Origin of the sequence: Viridibacterium curvum (assembly GCF_039544165.1) — a bacterium.
Classification (GTDB): domain Bacteria; phylum Pseudomonadota; class Gammaproteobacteria; order Burkholderiales; family Rhodocyclaceae; genus Viridibacterium; species Viridibacterium curvum.
Map to the genome: position 1 here is coordinate 279,831 of NZ_BAABLD010000008.1, position 15,760 is coordinate 295,590.

A 15,760-nucleotide genomic window follows, 5' to 3' on the forward strand; every position below is an offset into this window, starting at 1 on the left:
CTCCCTTCTTACCACCGAGCCGGATACCGCCATGCGCAACACCCTCTCCCTGCTGCTCCTGACCCTCAGCACCACCGCCTTCGCGGCTGGCGGCCACTCGCACGGCAAGGCCGAACTCGACATCGCCCTCGACGGCAACACGCTCACGCTGGCGCTGGAGGCGCCGCTGGAGAGCCTGGTCGGCTTCGAGCGTGCGCCGAAGAACGCCAACGAGCAGGAGCGCGTCAAGAAGGCGGCCGAAAAGCTGCGCGCTGCCGACAAGCTGTTCGTCATCAGCGCTGACGCCGCCTGCAAGCTGCAATCGGTGAAGCTCGCCAGTGCCGTGATTGACCCCGCGCTGCTCGGCGAGGCACCGGCCGCCAATGCCGCAGGCGCCAAGGCCGCAGGCGCCAAGGAAGAGGGCCACGCCGATCTGGATGGCGAATTCGTCTTCCGCTGCGACAAACCTGCTGCGGTGAAGAGCGTGACGGTCAATCTGTTCGACGCCTTCTCGCTGCTGCAACGTGTGGATGCGCGCGCCGCCAGCGCCAAGGGTCAGCACGCCGCCAAGCTCAACGGCAAATCGCGTACCCTGAGCTGGTGAGCAGCCCCGCCAACGCCAGCAGCCAGACCATCATCGCCGCGCGCGATGTGGTCTTCCGCTGGCCGCGTCAGGCCCGGCCCACGCTGGAGCTGACGGATTTTTCGCTGGCGGCGGGCGAACAGGTCTTCCTGCATGGCGAGAGCGGCAGCGGCAAGAGCACGCTGCTGTCGCTGCTGGCGGGCGTGCTGCTGCCGCAGCAGGGCGAGATCCAGCTGCTCAGCCAGTCGTACGCCAAGGCCAGTGCCGCGCGGCGCGACCGCCTGCGCGTGGACCACATCGGCTACCTCTTCCAGCAGTTCAACCTGCTGCCCTACCTGTCGGCGCTGGACAACGTGCTACTGCCTTGCCGCTTCTCGGCCCTGCGTCGCCAGCGCGCCATCGACCCGCGCAGCGAGGCCACGCGCCTGCTGGAACACCTCGATCTCGACAAGACCCTGTGGTCGCGCCGCGCCAGCGAGTTGTCTGTGGGCCAGCAGCAGCGTGTCGCTGCCGCACGCGCGCTGATCGGCCGCCCCGAGCTGCTGATTGCCGACGAACCTACTTCGGCACTGGACGCCACACGGCAGGCACGCTTTCTCGACCTATTGAGACGCGAGTGCGCCGCGTCCAATGCCGCGCTGCTGTTCGTCAGCCATGACATGCGCCTGGCCGATGGCTTTGCGCGCGTGCAGCCACTGGCGCAGCTGAACCGTGCCGGGCAAGAGGTCAGCGCGTGATGCCGATGTTGACGCCACTCCTGCGCATCGCCATCGCCAGCGCCTGGAACCGGCGCGGCGCGCTGCTGCTCACGCTGGCCTCGATCACGCTGGCCAGCCTGCTGCTGCTCGGTGTGTCGCAAGTGCGGCAGGACGTACGCGAGCGCTTCAGCGCTTCGGTGAGCGGCACCGATCTCATCGTCGGCCCGCGCGGCAGCAGCCTCTCGCTGATGCTCTACGCCGTCTTCCACATGGGCGAGGCGAGCCAGAACATGAGCTGGGCCTCGGCGCAGTGGCTGGAGAAGCACCCAGCCGTGCGCTGGACGCTGCCCGTCTCGCTGGGCGACTCGCACAAGGGCTTCCCCGTGCTAGCCACCGAGGCGCGCTACTTCGAGCTGTTCCGCTACGGCGACGATGCCACGCTGCGTATCACACAGGGCGCGCCGTTCAAGGGTCTGTTCGATGTGGTGCTCGGCGCGCAGGTCGCGCGCGAGCTGGGTTACCAGCCCGGCAGCCGCCTCATCCTCACGCACGGCAGCGACGCCATCGAAGGTGCCGACCATGCCGACAAACCCTTCACCGTCACCGGCATCCTTGCGCCCACCGGCACACCGGCCGACCGCACGCTGTTCATCAGCCTGCAGGCCATGGAAGCGATCCACCTCGACTGGCAGGGCGCGCCCATTGCCGGCATGGGCGCCGGACAAGGCGCAACGCCCGGCTTCCGCATCCCCGCCGAGTTCGCACAGAAGTTCGACCTGCAACCCAAGGCGGTCACCGGAGTGCTGGTGGGCCTCAAATCCCGCGCGCAGGTTTTTGCCATGCAGCGCGATATCGCTGCCCGCAAGGATGAAGCCCTGATGGGCGTGCTGCCCGGCGTGGCGCTCGACGAGCTCTGGGAACTCGCCGGCATCGGCGAGCGTGCATTGTTCTTCGTGCTCGCCGCCGTCGCCATCGTCGGCCTCGCCGGCCTCGTCGCCAGTCTGCTCGCCAGCCTCGATGCGCGCCGCCGCGAGCTCGCCATCCTGCGCTCGGTCGGCGCCAGCGCGCGCGCCATCCTCGCCCTGCTGCTCATCGAAGGCCTGCTCACTACGGCGCTGGGCATCGTCGCTGGCTGGCTGCTGCTGGGCCTCGGCTGGACGCTCGCCGGCCCCTGGCTCCTCAGCCACTACGGCTTTGCTCCCGCCGCCTTTGGTTTCAGCGCCGAAAGCTCGGCACTCGCTGCGCTGATCTTCGGCGCCGGCCTCGTCGCCAGCCTGATTCCCGCTGTCCGCGCCTACCTGCTATCACTGGCCGATGGCCTCAACCCACGCCTTTGATAGCGCCCCGGGCGGTTGTAACGCGGCACAGAACCCTTGTCATTGCGAATAATTCTCACTTAGACTTGGCGTCTTGATCGAGCGCAAACCTTTCATCACTGCCGCGCCGATCGTCCCGGGATCCCACTAGCCAGCCTCCGCCAGCACGTGTCCGACTTTCAAAGGAAAACACTGTGCTGCGCAAAACACCCCTTGCGCTGGCGCTCGGCATGGCCTGGGGCTTCGCTCCCGCCCCCCTGCTGGCCCAGCAATCCACGCCCTCGCAACCGGGCGTCACTCAACTTGACGAAGTAACAGTCAGCTCGACGCGTACCGAGCGCCGCGTCGACAACGTGCCCAGCACCGTTACCGTCACGCCCGCACGTCGCATCGAAGAACAGAATGCGCGCGACATCAAGGACGCCTTCCGCGATGAACTCGACGTCAATGTGCGTGGTGCGGCGACTCGCTTTACCGCTGCGGGTGCCGCCACCGGCCGTGCGGGTAATGAGGGCATCAACATCCGTGGCCTGGAAGGCAACCGCGTGCTGATGCTTGTCGATGGCATTCGCCTGCCCAACAGCTTCAACTTTGCTTCCTTCTCGACGGGGCGCGGCGACTACCTCGAAGTCGATGGCCTCAAGACCGCTGAAGTGCTGCGCGGCCCTGCATCGACGCAATACGGCAGCGATGGCGTGGCTGGCGCAGTGAGTTTCCGCACACTGGACCCACTCGACATTCTGAAAACGGGCAGCACCAGTAATGGCTTCATGCGTGGGGGCTACTCGTCCATCGACAACTCGTACAACACCACGCTGGCCGCAGCTGGCCGTACGGGTGACGTGGAAGCGCTGGTGCTCGGCAGTTACCGTCAGGGCCACGAAGTCGGCAACAAGGGCAGCAATGACGCGCAGAACAGCAATCGCACCAAGCCCAACCCCGTCGACTATGACAATGGCTACCTGCTCGGCAAGCTCAACTACGCAATCACAGGCAAGCACAAGATCGGCCTCACCGCCGAATCGCAACGTCGCGAGCAGAACACCGAGGTGTACTCGGGCCGTGCCGTACCGCCGTACGCGGCCTCCAGCGTGATCGATCTCGATACGACGGACCGCATCGACCGCCAGCGCGTATCGCTCGAACACCGCTTTGGCGACGTCAATGGCAGCTGGCTACAGCGTGCCGAAACGCGCCTCTACTGGCAGGACGCCAAGGTTAACCAGTTCTCGGCTGAAGACCGCTTCACCTCAGCCGATCGCACCCGCAACAACACCTACAAGCAAAGCGTTGTGGGCCTCGCTACCCAGCTGGAAAGCAACTTCAGCGGCACGGCGAACCAGCGCGTTACCTACGGCTTCGATGCCAGCCGATCGGAATTCAGCGGCGTGCGCGACGGCACGGTGGCGCCCTTCGGCGAAACCTTTCCGACCAAGCCCTTCCCCGACACGCTGTACACGCAGTTGGGCGCTTTCGTGCAGGACGAAGTCGAGCTCGGCAAGGTCAGTCTGATCCCCGGCCTGCGCTTCGACCGTTACACCCTCACGCCTTCGGGCGACGGTTACATTGGCGAGACCAGCAAGCTGTCTGGCCAGGCAGCCACACCGCGATTGGGTCTCGTCTGGCGTGCGCTGCCCGCGCTGGCCCCCTATGCGCAATATGCACAGGGCTACCGTGCCCCGACGCCAGACCAGGTCAACAACGGCTTCACCAACTCAGCCTCGGGCTACAAGAGCATCGGCAACCCCAACCTCAAGGCGGAGCGTTCGAACAGCGTCGAAGTCGGTCTGCGCGGCAAGGTCGACACCCTGCGCTACTCGCTCGCCGCGTTCGACAACCGGTACAAGGACTTCATCAGCCAGACCGTGGTCAGCGGTGCCGGCACGGTGTCTGACCCGTCGATCTACCAGTACGTGAACTACAGCAAGGCCCGCATCCGCGGTTGGGAAGCACGCAGCGAACTGCAGTTCCTCGAACGCTGGACAGCTAACGCCGGCGTTGCCTACGCCCGCGGCACGACAACGACCAATGGCGTCCAGGCGCCACTAGACACCATCCAGCCGATGAAGGTCGTCGCCGGCCTTCGCTACGACCAGGCGGCGTGGGGCGCACGCGCCACCGTCACGCACAGCCGTGCCAAGAAGCAAGCGGATACCAATGGCATCGCCGTCAGCTCAACGACGACCACACCGGCCTACGCGACGCCTTCCTACACCGTGCTTGACCTTGGCGCGACCTGGCGCCCGGTCAAGAACGTCAGCGTGCAAGCCAGCCTCAACAACGTCTTCGACAAGAAGTACTGGCGCTGGTCCGACACCTACGGCGTAGCCGACAACAGCACCACCAAGGACGCCTACACCGCACCGGGCCGCAACGCCTCGGTCTCCCTCCGTTACGACTTCTGAGGAGCTCACATGTCTACGCAATCGCCCACGACGCGTTCAACTGCAGCGCAAGCCACTCCCCTTTCCCTGCCTGAGTTGCGCCGCGCCTTCACGCAACAGCGCCGCGAAGCCAAGGCCCGCCATCGCGACATCGCTGCCTCGCTCGGCGTGTCCGAAGGCGAGCTGATCGCCGCGCACGCCGGCGGCATCGACGACGCGGAAGCCACGCTGCAGGCTGTGCGCCTGCGCGCCGAGTGGCCGGACCTCATCGAATCGCTCGAAGCGCTCGGCGAAGTCATGGCACTGACCCGCAACCATGCCTGCGTGCATGAGAAGACCGGCGTCTATCGCAAGGCCTCGCACAACGCACATGTTGGCCTGGTGCTCGGCGGCGAGATCGACCTGCGCCTGTTCTACGGTGCCTGGGCACACGGCTTTGCCGTGAGCGAATCGACCGCCGATGGCGTGCAGCGCAGCCTGCAGTTCTTCGATGCGCAAGGCACGGCAATCCACAAGATCTTCGCACGCGCCGGCACCGATCTCGGCGCCTGGCAGATGCTCGTCGATGGCTTCGCCAGCCTCGAAGCGCACAGTGGTATCACGGTCGTCCCCACCGCTGCCAGGGAAGCTGAAAAACCCGACAGCGCCATCGACGTCGAAGGCTTCCGCGCTGCCTGGGCTGCCTTGCACGACACGCACGAATTCTTCGGCGTGCTGCGCAAGTACGGCCTGTCACGCACGCAGGCCCTGCGCCTCGCTGAACCACGCTTCGCCAGTGCCGTAGCGCCGGACGCCGTGCACCGCCTGCTGGAACAGGCTGCCGCCAGCGGCGTACCCATCATGGTGTTTACCGGCAATCCCGGCGTGATCCAGATCCACTCCGGCACAGTGAAGAAAATTGCCGTCATGGGTCCCTGGCTCAATGTGCTTGACCCCGGCTTCAACCTGCACCTGCGCGCCGACCTCGTGGCCAGCGCATGGGCCGTCCGCAAACCGACCGACGACGGCATCGTTACCGCGCTCGAACTGTTCGATGCGCAAGGTGAGAACATCGCCATGCTGTTCGGCGAGCGCAAGCCGGGCAAACCGGAACTGCCGGAATGGCGCGCGCTGGTTGAAGGGCTGCTGCCGGAGGCATCATCGTGCGCAGCCTGACCACACCCTCACGTCGCCGCACTCTGCGACAGCTCGCCCTGCTCGCCACGGCTGGCGCACTGCCCGGCCTGCACGCAGCACCCGCGACCGGGCGCCAACGCCTGGTCAGCGTCGGCGGCGGACTCACCGAAATCGTGTACCTGCTCGACGCCAGTGCCGACCTTGTCGGCGTCGACACGACCTCGCTGTTCCCGGCCGTTGCGCAGAATCTGCCCAGTGTGGGCTATGCACGCACACTGTCAGCCGAAGGCATCCTCGCGTTGTCGCCGACCCACCTGCTGGCCAGCGAGGAAGCCGGCCCACCCACCGTGCTGCAACAGGTGCGCGCGGCAGGCATCACGGTGTCCGTGCTCGCAGCCAACCACCGTTTCGAAGGCCTGCTTGATCGCATCAAGCGCATCGGCGAGATCATCGGCCGTGCGCCGCAAGCCGCGCAACACACACAACGCCTGCAGCGGGAGTGGAGCTCAACCACCGCAACCATCGCGGCGCGCAAGCGCACAGCACCCAAGGTGCTGTTCGTGCTGGCTCATGCGCCCAACCAGATCATGGTGTCTGGCAGCAACACCGGCGCCGACGCCATGATTACCTATGCCGGCGGCAAGAATGCGATCACCGGATTCGAGGGCTACAAACCGCTCACGCCCGAAGCCGCCATCGCGGCGCAGCCCGACCTGATCCTGCTCACCGATCAGGGCCTCACGGCGAGCGGCGGCATCGACAGCGTCCTGCGCCTGCCGGGACTGGTCAGCACACCTGCTGGCCAGGCCCGTCGCGTCATCGCGCAGGATGCCGTCTTCATGCTCGGCTTCGGCCCGCGCCTGCCCGCAGCCGTGCGCGCACTCGACGCGGCCTTCAACAAGGCGCTTTCAGCATGAGCCTCGCGCTCTCCGCGTCACTCGCTACGGCCCGCAGCAGGTCGCCCGGCGTGGCCCTGTTGGTCCTGCTGTGCGTGGCAATCGTGGTCGCCGTACAGTGCGGTGCCGTGCCCGTACGCGGTGGCGACTGGCTCAACCTGTTCTGGCCCGATGTCACAGGCAGCACGCCGGGCGGCCGCTACGTGTTGTGGAACCTGCGTCTGCCGCGCGCACTGTTCGCGTTGCTCGCAGGTGCTGCACTGGGCCTTTCCGGCGCGCTCACGCAAGGCTTGTTCCGCAATCCTCTGGCCGATCCGAGCCTGCTCGGCGTCACCAGCGGTGCTGCTTGCGCGGCAGCACTGACCATCGTCGTCGTGTCCGGCATGCATCTCAACCTGCCCGATGGCTGGCGTATCTGGTTGCTGCCGGCGTCAGCCTTTGCAGGCGCATTGCTGGTCTGCATGGTGCTCGATTACGCCGCACGCTGGCTGGTACCCGGCTCGATTGCCGGGCTGCTGCTCACCGGCATCGCGCTCAACGCCATAGCCACAGCTGTGATCGGCCTATGCACCTACCTGGCCAATGACGAACAGCTGCGCTCGCTGTCGTTCTGGACGCTCGGTTCGCTCGCCAGTGCAAGCTGGTCGCTGGTACTGGTGCTCGCCGGAGTGCTCGCCTTCTCGATGCTGGCCGTGCGCCGCCTCACACGTGCGATGAATGCTCTGGCGCTCGGCGAAACCGCCGCCGCCCATGTCGGCATCGAGGTCTCGCGCCTGCGCACACAGATCATCCTGCTCGTCGCACTCACTGCCGGCTTCGCCATTGCCTGGACCGGCATCATCGGTTTCATCGGCCTCGTCGCACCGCACTTCGTACGCAGCTGGGTCGGGCCCGACCAGCGCCGCGTCGTACCACTGTCGATGTTGCTCGGCGGCCTCCTGCTGATCATCGCTGACACCGTCGCGCGCACCGTGGCGATTCCTGCGGAGATTCCGGTCGGCGTATTCACCGCCCTGCTCGGCGCACCCTTCTTCCTCATCATCCTGCGTGCCTCGCGGCATCGCATTGCCTGATTTGCCACGCACCGATGCCATGTTGATGCGCACCAATCCCCCTTTGCTGAGTCTCATCGCCGCGCAAACCCGGCTGGGCCGCAGATCGTTCGGCCCGTTCCATCTCGACATCGAGGCCGGCGAACGCGTCGCCATCCTCGGCCCCAGCGGCGCGGGCAAGTCCACATTGCTGCGCCTGATGGCGGGCGAGTTGCCATGCAGCGCAGGCAGTGCGGCGCTCGAAGGCACGCTCCTCGCCCGCAGCAGCCTCATCGAGCTCTCGCGCCGCCGTGCCGTGTTGCCACAATCGACCGAGGTCGCCTTCGGCCTCGACTGCGACCTCGTGATCGCACTGGGCCGTGTAGCGCGCCACCATGACCCGGATCTCGCCCACATCGTGCGGGAAGCCGCCATGCAGGCCCACGCCGGCCACCTGCTCGGCCGCCGCTGCGACACCTTGTCCGGCGGCGAGAAAGCGCGCGTACAACTGGCCCGCATCTTTGCGCAGATGTGGGATCGCGAAGCCGGCCTGATCCTCGTCGATGAACCGCTATCTGCACTTGACCCCGGCCTGCAGATCGACCTGCTCGACAAGCTCGACGCCTTTGCGCGGCAACGCGGCCACGCCGTGGTCGCCGTACTGCACGACATCAACCAGGCGCTGCAGGCCTTCTCGCGCCTGCTGCTGGTGCTTGAGGGCGCGCTGATGAACGACCTGCCCAGCCACGCAGATGCCGTGCCACAGCTCGAAGCGCTGTACGGCATCCAGCTGCAGTGCTTCGACGACGGCCAGGGCAGCACATTGGTGCTGCCCTGGCGTGCAGCTTCTGCTGTAACAACGTCATGACACCCGCACTGCCCTGGCGAAACGCACTGCATCGACCGTCTTTGGGACGCAGCCTCGTATTGCTGCTGTGCCTGCTGCTGCATGCAATCGCCGCACTGGCACTCAGCCAGATCACCCTGAAGGTGGAGACGCCGCTGCACGAGCTGCCCGAGCAAGCGTTGATCGAAGTGCGCTGGCTCATGGCTCCGCCCCCGCCATCGGTTACCCCGCCTGAATCAGCTCCCAACCCCATCGCACCCCGCACACCTGCCGCCACGCCGCCCGTTGCCGAAGCGAAGCCCACCGCCGTCCTCACGGCGCTGGCCGCCCCCGGCTCCGCGAACGACACGCACAGCCAGCCCGCACAGCCCGTGACAGCCCCGGCAAGCATCGTCGAAGCACCTCCTGCACCGCCACCCGCCGCGCGCATCGAAGAGGAAACGGTGCACAGCGCACAGCCCGACTACGCCTATAACCCCAAGCCCGATTACCCCATGCTGCTGCGCGAACAGGGCGTTGGCGGCACGGTGCTGCTGCGCGTCTGGGCGGGCATAGATGGCCAGCCCGGCGACATACTGGTCGTCAAGAGCAGCGGCTACCGCCTGCTCGACGACGCCGCACTACGCGCAGTGCGCAACTGGCGCTTCCTCCCCGCACGACGCGGCAGCGAACGCCTCGCAAGCTGGGTCGAATTCGCGATACGTTTCGCCGTTACGGATTGAAGCTCTTCACGCCTGACAAACGAGACCCGACACGGCTCCCCATATCGTCGAAACAAAAGCTTTCTCGCCCCCCCGCGAGCCTGATACCGCCATATCGTTCCACTTCCACGACTTCCTGCTGTCTCTGCTGCTTGACAACGGCATCACCATCAACGTGCCGCAAGGCCCTGCGAATGTGCGACTGCTCGGCGAAGTGCACGACAACGTCGACAGTCACCACCAGCGCGCGCGCCATCCTCGCCCTGCTGCTCATCGCAGGCCTGCTCGCCACGGCGCGCGGCATCGTCACGGGCTGGCTTCTGCTGAGCCTTGGCTGAACCCTCGCCGGCCCCTGGCTGCTCACCGACGGACTTTGCATTGAGCGCAGAAGGCGCCACACTGACAGCCCTGATCCTCGCAGACGGTCTCATTGCCAGCGCCATCCCGGCCTGGCGGGCCTACCGCCTCTCGCTGGCCGACGGACTCCACCCGCGCTTATGAAATCACTCGCTTTCCTGCTGCTGCTCGGCGCTCTGGCGCTGACCCCTTTCACCACACTGGCCGCCGACGGCAAAGCCGCGAGCAGCAGTGCGCGCACCATCACCTGGGGCGATCTCATCCCCAAGGGTTGGGATCCCTACGCCTCACTCAAGAAGCTGGACCTCTCCAAGTTGCGCGACGGCGACCCGCGCGCCAACGAAGCCATGGCCCAGCTGCGCGCCGAGTGGGACAAGGCGCCCATCGCCAAAGACGTGATCGGCACCACCGTGCGCATCCCCGGCTACCTGATCCCGATGGACAAGGACAAGGAGCTCGTCAAAAGCTTCCTCCTCGTGCCCTACTTCGGCGCCTGCATCCACTCGCCACCGCCACCCTCCAACCAGATCATCGACGTCGCCCCGCGCACGCCCTATCAAGGCGGCCGCATGATGGACGCCGTCTGGGTCACCGGCAAGCTGCTCGCTGTGCAAAGCGACAGCCCCTTCGGCGCGGTGAGCTACCGGCTCGAAGCGCAAAGCGTCGAGGCTTACGTGCCGCCGGAGAAGAAGTAGCAGCCCCAGCGTCAAAGGTCGCGCATTCTCAGCACCCCTCAGTCGCTGCCTGCCGCGTCGCCACCGAAGGCCAGATCAGACTGCAAGCTGCGAGGTGGCCAGTTATTCGCCGTCTTGCGAGCTTCAAACCAGCGATGCATCGCCGCATCCTCCACCGCATATTCACCCCGCGCCGATTTCCAGACCAGCGCCGGCATGCGTTGGCGCAAAGACTCCAGCGCGTTCTGCACCTTGGCGGCACTCGCTGCTTTCCCTGTCTGGAACTGGTAGAACTTCAAGGCTTCAGCGTCATACGGGCGAAAACGCGGCCCCAGTTCCAACATGCGCCACAACACCGCCTGCTCCAGCGGCTTCAGCCCCAGATAATCTGACTCCATCTGTGCCTCGTCGTCGCGCTGGCGCTGCAAGGCCGCCTCCAGCATCGCCAGTTCAAAGCGCCCCGAAATGCTGGCAAGCGGGCTAAGCACCTGGCCCAGCGCTTCCATGAAGAATTGCGGACGGCTGCCAAACCCTTCAAAGGCCTTGTGCAGACAATCCCGATCTACCGGCGCAAGATCCGGCCGCTGTTTTTCGACCAGCTCACCGATGAAGTCAATGAAAGCCTGATCCAGCAGAGGCATGCGCTGGATCTGCGAGCCATAGAAGGGGGCGCCACTTGAATTGACCAGACGCAGCAGCTTGTCGCGATCCGAGCCCGACATCACCAGCATCAGGTTCACCTCGCCCGGCCGGTTCAGTTGATCGCGCGCCGACTTCAAGGCCGTCATTGCGTTCTCGCCCGCCTCACTGGTCAGCGCGTGCTGCGCCTCGTCAATCACCAGCGCGACAGGCTTTTCCGCCGTCTCATGCAAGGCACGCAGGGCGTCCACCAGGGTCAGCCCATCAAGCTTGCCGATCTTGCTGGTATCCACCTGCAGCCAGCCCGCAAGACTCAGCTTCTCCAGCCCCGCGCCTTTCGCCAGCTTCGCCACCCGACCCAGGTGCGGCTGCAAGGCACGCCCAATCGCCTCGGCAATCAGGACGCCGGGGTCCCGCGCCACATCAGCCCATAGATCTACATACACAGGCACCACACCCGCACGCTCCAGCGCGGGCAGCAAATCGCCGCGCAGAAATGTCGTCTTGCCGGTACGGCGAGGCGCGGCGAGAAACATGCCGTTGTGCGCATCGCTGAAGCTGGCCTTGCCTTGAAGCGCGCGCGCCAGCTCATCTGCCAAGGCGGTCCGGGGAAAGGAGATCATGATTTATCCTGGATTATTTTTTGGATGATAAATTATCGTATTAAAAATAAAAACAGATAAAACCATGCGCCAGGGTGCTCCTCTCTCCCCGAGATCGGCGAAGGCCGCCACAACTCCGGTCTCCTAGACGACCCTCCTCCCGCGCAGCCAAGACCTGAAGTCTTTATATTTTTCATATAGTTATTCGAATGGCAGGATCAAAGATTGCAGACACCTCTGCTCACTGAAGTCCTCACGCCCGCACGCTGAAAATCCGGGACAAAGCCAGCTTACGTAAAGACGACAGGCTCGGGACCCCTAGCTATCTGTGGTCGCCAGATCAAGTCTGCCACGGCGTGGAGCGGGCAGCCCTGCAAGGGTGGGTCGCGTGATCACCATAAGGCGAAAGCAAAAAGAGGGGGCAAACCACACACTGTGACCTTTACTTGCAACAAAGTTGCATCAATCAGGCAAACCCGTACAATGCAACACTGTTGCATTTAAAGGCTTGCCGGCATGTCCACCACTTCGTCTGACCTGATCCCTGTCACCGTCCTCACCGGCTTTCTGGGGGCGGGCAAGACCACGCTGCTCAACCGCATCCTGTCTGAACCGCACGGCCACCGCATCGCGGTGATCGAGAACGAGTTCGGCGAGATCGGCATCGACAACGCCCTGCTCAAGCGCAATGCCGACGAGCAGGTGCTGGTGATGAACAACGGCTGCATCTGCTGCACGGTGCGTGACGACCTGGTGCGCATCCTCGGCGAGCTGGCGGAGAAGCGCGCCGCGGGTGCGCTGGACTTCGAGCGCGTGCTGATCGAGACGACCGGGCTGGCCGACCCGGCGCCCGTGGCGCAGACATTCTTCGTGGATCCAGGCGTGGCCGAGCACTACCGGCTGGATGCGGTGATCACCGTCGTCGACGCGGTGCATGCCATGCAGCAGCTGGATGCGCACCATGAGGCGCAGGACCAGGTGGGCTTTGCCGATCGCATCCTGCTCTCCAAGACCGATCTCGTCAGCGCCGCGCACACCGAGGCACTGAAGGCGCGACTGCACGAGATGAATGTGCGCGCGCCCATCGTGCCCGTGCATTTCGGCAAGACGGATCTGGCGCAGATCCTCGACATCGATGCCTTCAGCCTCGAAGTCGCCGAGTCGCTGGAGCCGGAGTTTCTCGACCACTTTCACGCGCACGAGCACGACGACGATGTGCAGTCCTTCAGCATCCGTCTGACCGAACCGCTGTCACCGACACGCTTCCGCCTGGCGCTGGGCGCGCTGATCGACAAGTACAGCGCACAGATGCTCCGCTACAAGGGCGTGGTGCATCTGGCGGGCTATGACGACCAGGTGATCATGCAGGGCGTGCACATGCTGATGGCGCTCAACCTCGCCGAGCCCTGGGTGCCCGACAGCCCGCGTGAATCCGTGCTGGTGTTCATCGGCGAGCGTCTGCCGGAAGCCGAGTTCCGCGCGGTGATCAACGCGTCCATCCACAGACCCGATGCCGAGGCCGACGCACGTTTCGAAGCGGCCATGAAGATCATCGACGACGTCCCCTTCTGAGGCCTGCCCCATGAACAAGCTCCCCGTTACCGTGCTCTCCGGCTTTCTCGGCGCCGGCAAGACCACCCTGCTCAAGCACATTCTCGAAAACCGCGAAGGGCGCCGCGTGGCGCTGATCGTCAACGACATGTCGGACGTGAACATCGACGCCGAACTGGTGCGCCAGGGCGGCGCCACGCTGTCGCGCACCGACGAGAAGATGGTCGAGATGAGCAACGGCTGCATCTGCTGCACGCTGCGTGAAGACCTGCTGATCGAAGTGCGCAAGCTGGCCGAAGAAGGCCGCTTCGATTGCCTTGTGATTGAATCGACCGGCATCTCCGAGCCGCTGCCGGTAGCCGAAACCTTCACATTCACCGATGAGCAGGGCCAGAGCCTTGGCGACGTGGCGCAACTCGACGCCATGGTCACCGTGGTCGACGCCTACAACTTCCTGCGCGATTACGGCAGCCGCGACAGCCTGCAGGATCGTGGCGAATCGCTGGGCGAGGAAGACGAGCGCTCGGTGGTCGACCTCCTGATCGAGCAGGTGGAGTTCTGCGACGTGATCGTGCTCAACAAGATCGATCTCGTGAGCGCGGAAGAGCGGCGTGATCTCTACGGCATCCTGAAGAAATTCAACCCGCGTGCCCGCATCGTCGAAGCCGAGTTCGGCCGCGTGCCGCTGGATACCGTGCTGGGCACCGGCCTCTTCAACTTCGAGCAGGCGGCGCAATCGCCGGGCTGGCTGCAGGAGCTGCGCGGCACGCACACGCCGGAGACCGAGGAGTACGGCATCACCAGCTTCGTCTACCGCGCGCGCCGCCCCTTCCACCCCGAACGCTTCTGGCAGGTCGCGCACCAGGAATGGCCCGGCGTGCTGCGCGCCAAGGGTTACTTCTGGCTCGCCTCGCGCATGGATCTGGCCGGTGAATGGGCGCTGGCTGGCGCCGTGCGCCGCCACGGCCCAGCCGGTCTGTGGTGGGCCTCGGTCGACCGCAGCCAGTGGCCGCAGGACGAGGCCGCGAAGGCACGCATCAAGGAACGCTGGGACAAGACCTTCGGCGACCGCCGCCAGGAAATCGTCATCATCGGTGTCGACATGGATCAGGATGCCCTGCGCGAACGGCTTGACGCCTGCCTGCTGACCGGGCTGGAGCTGGAAGCCGGACCTTTTGCCTGGGCCAATCTGAACGACCCGTTCCCGGACTGGCAGGGCATTGAAGAGGAAGAAGGGGAGGCCGCCTGAGCGCGCAGAGAACGGGGCGCAGCCGCAACTTGCTCGCACAGCACGAAGCGTCGCCGGCCGACACGCTGCTGCGGCTCAGCGAGGTGCTCGACAGCCTGCCCTGGAATGCCGACGGTCTGATCGCTGCGATTGCCCAGCAGCACGACACGGGCGAGGTGCTGATGCTGGCCTGGATGAACCGCGCCGCGCTCGAAGAGACGCTCGCCACCGGCCGCGTCTGCTACTGGTCGCGCTCGCGGAGCAGCCTGTGGCGCAAGGGCGAAACCTCGGGTGCCGTGCAACAGCTCATCGATGCGCGCCTCGACTGCGATGGTGACGCCGTGCTGCTACGCGTGGCGCAAACCGGCGGCGCCTGCCACACGGGGCGAGCGTCCTGTTTCTACAACCGCATCGAAGGCGACCGGGTGCGCATCCTGAGCACCGCGCCGCTACTCAAGAGCCCACCATGAACCTTGCCTGCGAAGCGCCCGCCCTCTCCCGCTCAGCGTTGCCGCCGCCGTCGCTGGCGCACTGCGATGCACTCGAAGATCTGACCCGCATCTTCGAAGAACGCATCCGCATCGCCGTGCTCGAACGCCCGGCCTGCCCGCAGATCGTCGATTACCTCGACGGGCTCGCCGCGCAGGGCACGCTGCGCAGTGGCCTGCGCTGCGCGGTCGATGCCGGCGATACCTTGTCGCTCAACGCCTGGGACGCTCACCCCGGACGCGAAGTGCTGAAGGACGACGTGCGCTTTCTGGTCGAGCTCTACTGCGAGCTGATGGGCTGCGCGCGCGCCGGAGTGCGCCTGGAAGTGCTCGACAAGGCCATGTGCCCGCGCCTGCATGTCGACCGCACGGGCATCCGCCTGCTGTGCACCTATCGCGGCCCCGGCACCGAGTGGCTGGACGAGCGCCATGCCGACCGCCGCTTCCTCGGGGCTGCCGCGCAAGGGCTGGCGGACGAAGCCTCGGGTCTCATAACCGCCGCGCAGGCGATCCACAGCGTGCCGCCCTTCGCCGTCGCGCTGCTCAAGGGCGAGTCTTGGCAGGGCAATGCGGGCCACGGCCTGATTCACCGCTCGCCCGCCGTCAAACCCGAAGCCATGCCGCGCGTCGTGCTCTCCCTCGACGCCATCTGGTAAGCCACCGAAAGCCC

The 15,760-nt window shown here is 65.6% G+C and carries 17 protein-coding genes; 16 read left to right on the plus strand and 1 reads right to left on the minus strand.

Translation table 11 applies throughout. The features are described from left to right. Positions 1 to 31 precede the first annotated feature (31 nt). From ABEA02_RS09000 to ABEA02_RS09055, 12 genes are all read left to right on the plus strand, one after another. Entirely contained in the window at positions 32 to 583 is a 552-nt protein-coding gene (locus tag ABEA02_RS09000) for a DUF2796 domain-containing protein (RefSeq protein WP_345532572.1), read from the plus strand. Beyond that, entirely contained in the window at positions 580 to 1,299 is a 720-nt protein-coding gene (locus tag ABEA02_RS09005; protein ID WP_345532573.1) for an ATP-binding cassette domain-containing protein, read from the plus strand. Before ABEA02_RS09000 ends, ABEA02_RS09005 begins: the two co-directional genes overlap by 4 nt. Further along, positions 1,299 to 2,597 (plus strand): ABC transporter permease, encoded by a 1,299-nt coding sequence (locus tag ABEA02_RS09010; protein WP_345533623.1) that lies wholly within the window; start codon positions 1,299 to 1,301, stop codon positions 2,595 to 2,597. Before ABEA02_RS09005 ends, ABEA02_RS09010 begins: the two co-directional genes overlap by 1 nt. Positions 2,598 to 2,770: 173 nt before the next feature. Then, positions 2,771 to 4,981 carry a TonB-dependent hemoglobin/transferrin/lactoferrin family receptor gene (locus tag ABEA02_RS09015; RefSeq protein ID WP_345532574.1) on the plus strand — a complete coding sequence of 737 codons (2,211 nt, stop codon included), beginning with the start codon at positions 2,771 to 2,773 and terminating at the stop codon, positions 4,979 to 4,981. A 9-nt stretch (positions 4,982 to 4,990) separates the two neighbouring features. Next, entirely contained in the window at positions 4,991 to 6,115 is a 1,125-nt protein-coding gene (locus ABEA02_RS09020) for a hemin-degrading factor (protein WP_345532575.1), read from the plus strand. Continuing rightward, entirely contained in the window at positions 6,103 to 6,993 is an 891-nt protein-coding gene (locus ABEA02_RS09025; protein ID WP_345532577.1) for a heme/hemin ABC transporter substrate-binding protein, read from the plus strand. Before ABEA02_RS09020 ends, ABEA02_RS09025 begins: the two co-directional genes overlap by 13 nt. Further along, positions 6,990 to 8,045, plus strand: coding sequence for a FecCD family ABC transporter permease (locus ABEA02_RS09030; protein WP_345532578.1), 1,056 nt, complete (start codon positions 6,990 to 6,992; stop codon positions 8,043 to 8,045). Before ABEA02_RS09025 ends, ABEA02_RS09030 begins: the two co-directional genes overlap by 4 nt. A 25-nt stretch (positions 8,046 to 8,070) precedes the next feature. Next, complete coding sequence (locus tag ABEA02_RS09035) at positions 8,071 to 8,871, plus strand: ABC transporter ATP-binding protein (RefSeq protein ID WP_345532579.1); 801 nt, start codon at positions 8,071 to 8,073, stop codon at positions 8,869 to 8,871. After that, positions 8,868 to 9,572: an energy transducer TonB gene (locus ABEA02_RS09040; RefSeq protein ID WP_345532580.1), complete on the plus strand. Its 705-nt coding sequence runs from the start codon at positions 8,868 to 8,870 to the stop codon at positions 9,570 to 9,572. The genes ABEA02_RS09035 and ABEA02_RS09040 overlap by 4 nt, the downstream gene beginning before the upstream one ends. A 173-nt stretch (positions 9,573 to 9,745) precedes the next feature. Then, positions 9,746 to 9,889 (plus strand): hypothetical protein, encoded by a 144-nt coding sequence (locus ABEA02_RS09045; protein WP_345532581.1) that lies wholly within the window; start codon positions 9,746 to 9,748, stop codon positions 9,887 to 9,889. Positions 9,890 to 9,929: 40 nt separating this feature from the next. Further along, positions 9,930 to 10,052 carry a hypothetical protein gene (locus ABEA02_RS09050; protein WP_345532582.1) on the plus strand — a complete coding sequence of 41 codons (123 nt, stop codon included), beginning with the start codon at positions 9,930 to 9,932 and terminating at the stop codon, positions 10,050 to 10,052. Next, positions 10,049 to 10,603 carry a DUF3299 domain-containing protein gene (locus ABEA02_RS09055; protein WP_345532583.1) on the plus strand — a complete coding sequence of 185 codons (555 nt, stop codon included), beginning with the start codon at positions 10,049 to 10,051 and terminating at the stop codon, positions 10,601 to 10,603. The genes ABEA02_RS09050 and ABEA02_RS09055 overlap by 4 nt, the downstream gene beginning before the upstream one ends. 38 nt (positions 10,604 to 10,641) lie before the next feature. Here ABEA02_RS09055 and ABEA02_RS09060 read toward each other — a convergent pair whose 3' ends face one another. Continuing rightward, complete coding sequence (locus ABEA02_RS09060; RefSeq protein ID WP_345532584.1) at positions 10,642 to 11,844, minus strand: ATP-binding protein; 1,203 nt, start codon at positions 11,842 to 11,844, stop codon at positions 10,642 to 10,644. A 495-nt stretch (positions 11,845 to 12,339) separates the two neighbouring features. Between ABEA02_RS09060 and ABEA02_RS09065 the strand changes: the two genes are divergently transcribed. From ABEA02_RS09065 to ABEA02_RS09080, 4 genes are read left to right on the plus strand one after another with little or no spacing between them, the layout of a single operon-like run. Then, positions 12,340 to 13,395 carry a CobW family GTP-binding protein gene (locus tag ABEA02_RS09065; protein WP_345532585.1) on the plus strand — a complete coding sequence of 352 codons (1,056 nt, stop codon included), beginning with the start codon at positions 12,340 to 12,342 and terminating at the stop codon, positions 13,393 to 13,395. A 10-nt stretch (positions 13,396 to 13,405) separates the two neighbouring features. Continuing rightward, entirely contained in the window at positions 13,406 to 14,623 is a 1,218-nt protein-coding gene (zigA, locus tag ABEA02_RS09070; protein ID WP_345532586.1) for a zinc metallochaperone GTPase ZigA, read from the plus strand. 29 nt (positions 14,624 to 14,652) lie between these two features. Then, positions 14,653 to 15,072, plus strand: a complete 420-nt coding sequence (gene hisI, locus ABEA02_RS09075; RefSeq protein WP_425584671.1) for a phosphoribosyl-AMP cyclohydrolase — start codon at positions 14,653 to 14,655, stop codon at positions 15,070 to 15,072. After that, positions 15,069 to 15,746: a DUF1826 domain-containing protein gene (locus tag ABEA02_RS09080; RefSeq protein ID WP_345532587.1), complete on the plus strand. Its 678-nt coding sequence runs from the start codon at positions 15,069 to 15,071 to the stop codon at positions 15,744 to 15,746. The genes hisI and ABEA02_RS09080 overlap by 4 nt, the downstream gene beginning before the upstream one ends. Positions 15,747 to 15,760: the final 14 nt, after the last annotated feature.

What these genes read in the sequence shown, in the direction of transcription:
- ABEA02_RS09000 (WP_345532572.1), top strand. Translation starts at nt 32, where the DNA reads ATGCGCAACACCCTCTCCCTGCTGCTCCTGACCCTCAGCACCACCGCC.
- ABEA02_RS09010 (WP_345533623.1), top strand. Translation starts at nt 1,299, where the DNA reads ATGCCGATGTTGACGCCACTCCTGCGCATCGCCATCGCCAGCGCCTGG.
- ABEA02_RS09020 (WP_345532575.1), top strand. Translation starts at nt 4,991, where the DNA reads ATGTCTACGCAATCGCCCACGACGCGTTCAACTGCAGCGCAAGCCACT.
- ABEA02_RS09030 (WP_345532578.1), top strand. Translation starts at nt 6,990, where the DNA reads ATGAGCCTCGCGCTCTCCGCGTCACTCGCTACGGCCCGCAGCAGGTCG.
- ABEA02_RS09035 (WP_345532579.1), top strand. Translation starts at nt 8,071, where the DNA reads ATGCGCACCAATCCCCCTTTGCTGAGTCTCATCGCCGCGCAAACCCGG.
- ABEA02_RS09040 (WP_345532580.1), top strand. Translation starts at nt 8,868, where the DNA reads ATGACACCCGCACTGCCCTGGCGAAACGCACTGCATCGACCGTCTTTG.
- ABEA02_RS09045 (WP_345532581.1), top strand. Translation starts at nt 9,746, where the DNA reads ATGTGCGACTGCTCGGCGAAGTGCACGACAACGTCGACAGTCACCACC.
- ABEA02_RS09055 (WP_345532583.1), top strand. Translation starts at nt 10,049, where the DNA reads ATGAAATCACTCGCTTTCCTGCTGCTGCTCGGCGCTCTGGCGCTGACC.
- ABEA02_RS09060 (WP_345532584.1), bottom strand. Translation starts at nt 11,844, where the DNA reads ATGATCTCCTTTCCCCGGACCGCCTTGGCAGATGAGCTGGCGCGCGCG.
- ABEA02_RS09065 (WP_345532585.1), top strand. Translation starts at nt 12,340, where the DNA reads ATGTCCACCACTTCGTCTGACCTGATCCCTGTCACCGTCCTCACCGGC.
- zigA (WP_345532586.1), top strand. Translation starts at nt 13,406, where the DNA reads ATGAACAAGCTCCCCGTTACCGTGCTCTCCGGCTTTCTCGGCGCCGGC.
- ABEA02_RS09080 (WP_345532587.1), top strand. Translation starts at nt 15,069, where the DNA reads ATGAACCTTGCCTGCGAAGCGCCCGCCCTCTCCCGCTCAGCGTTGCCG.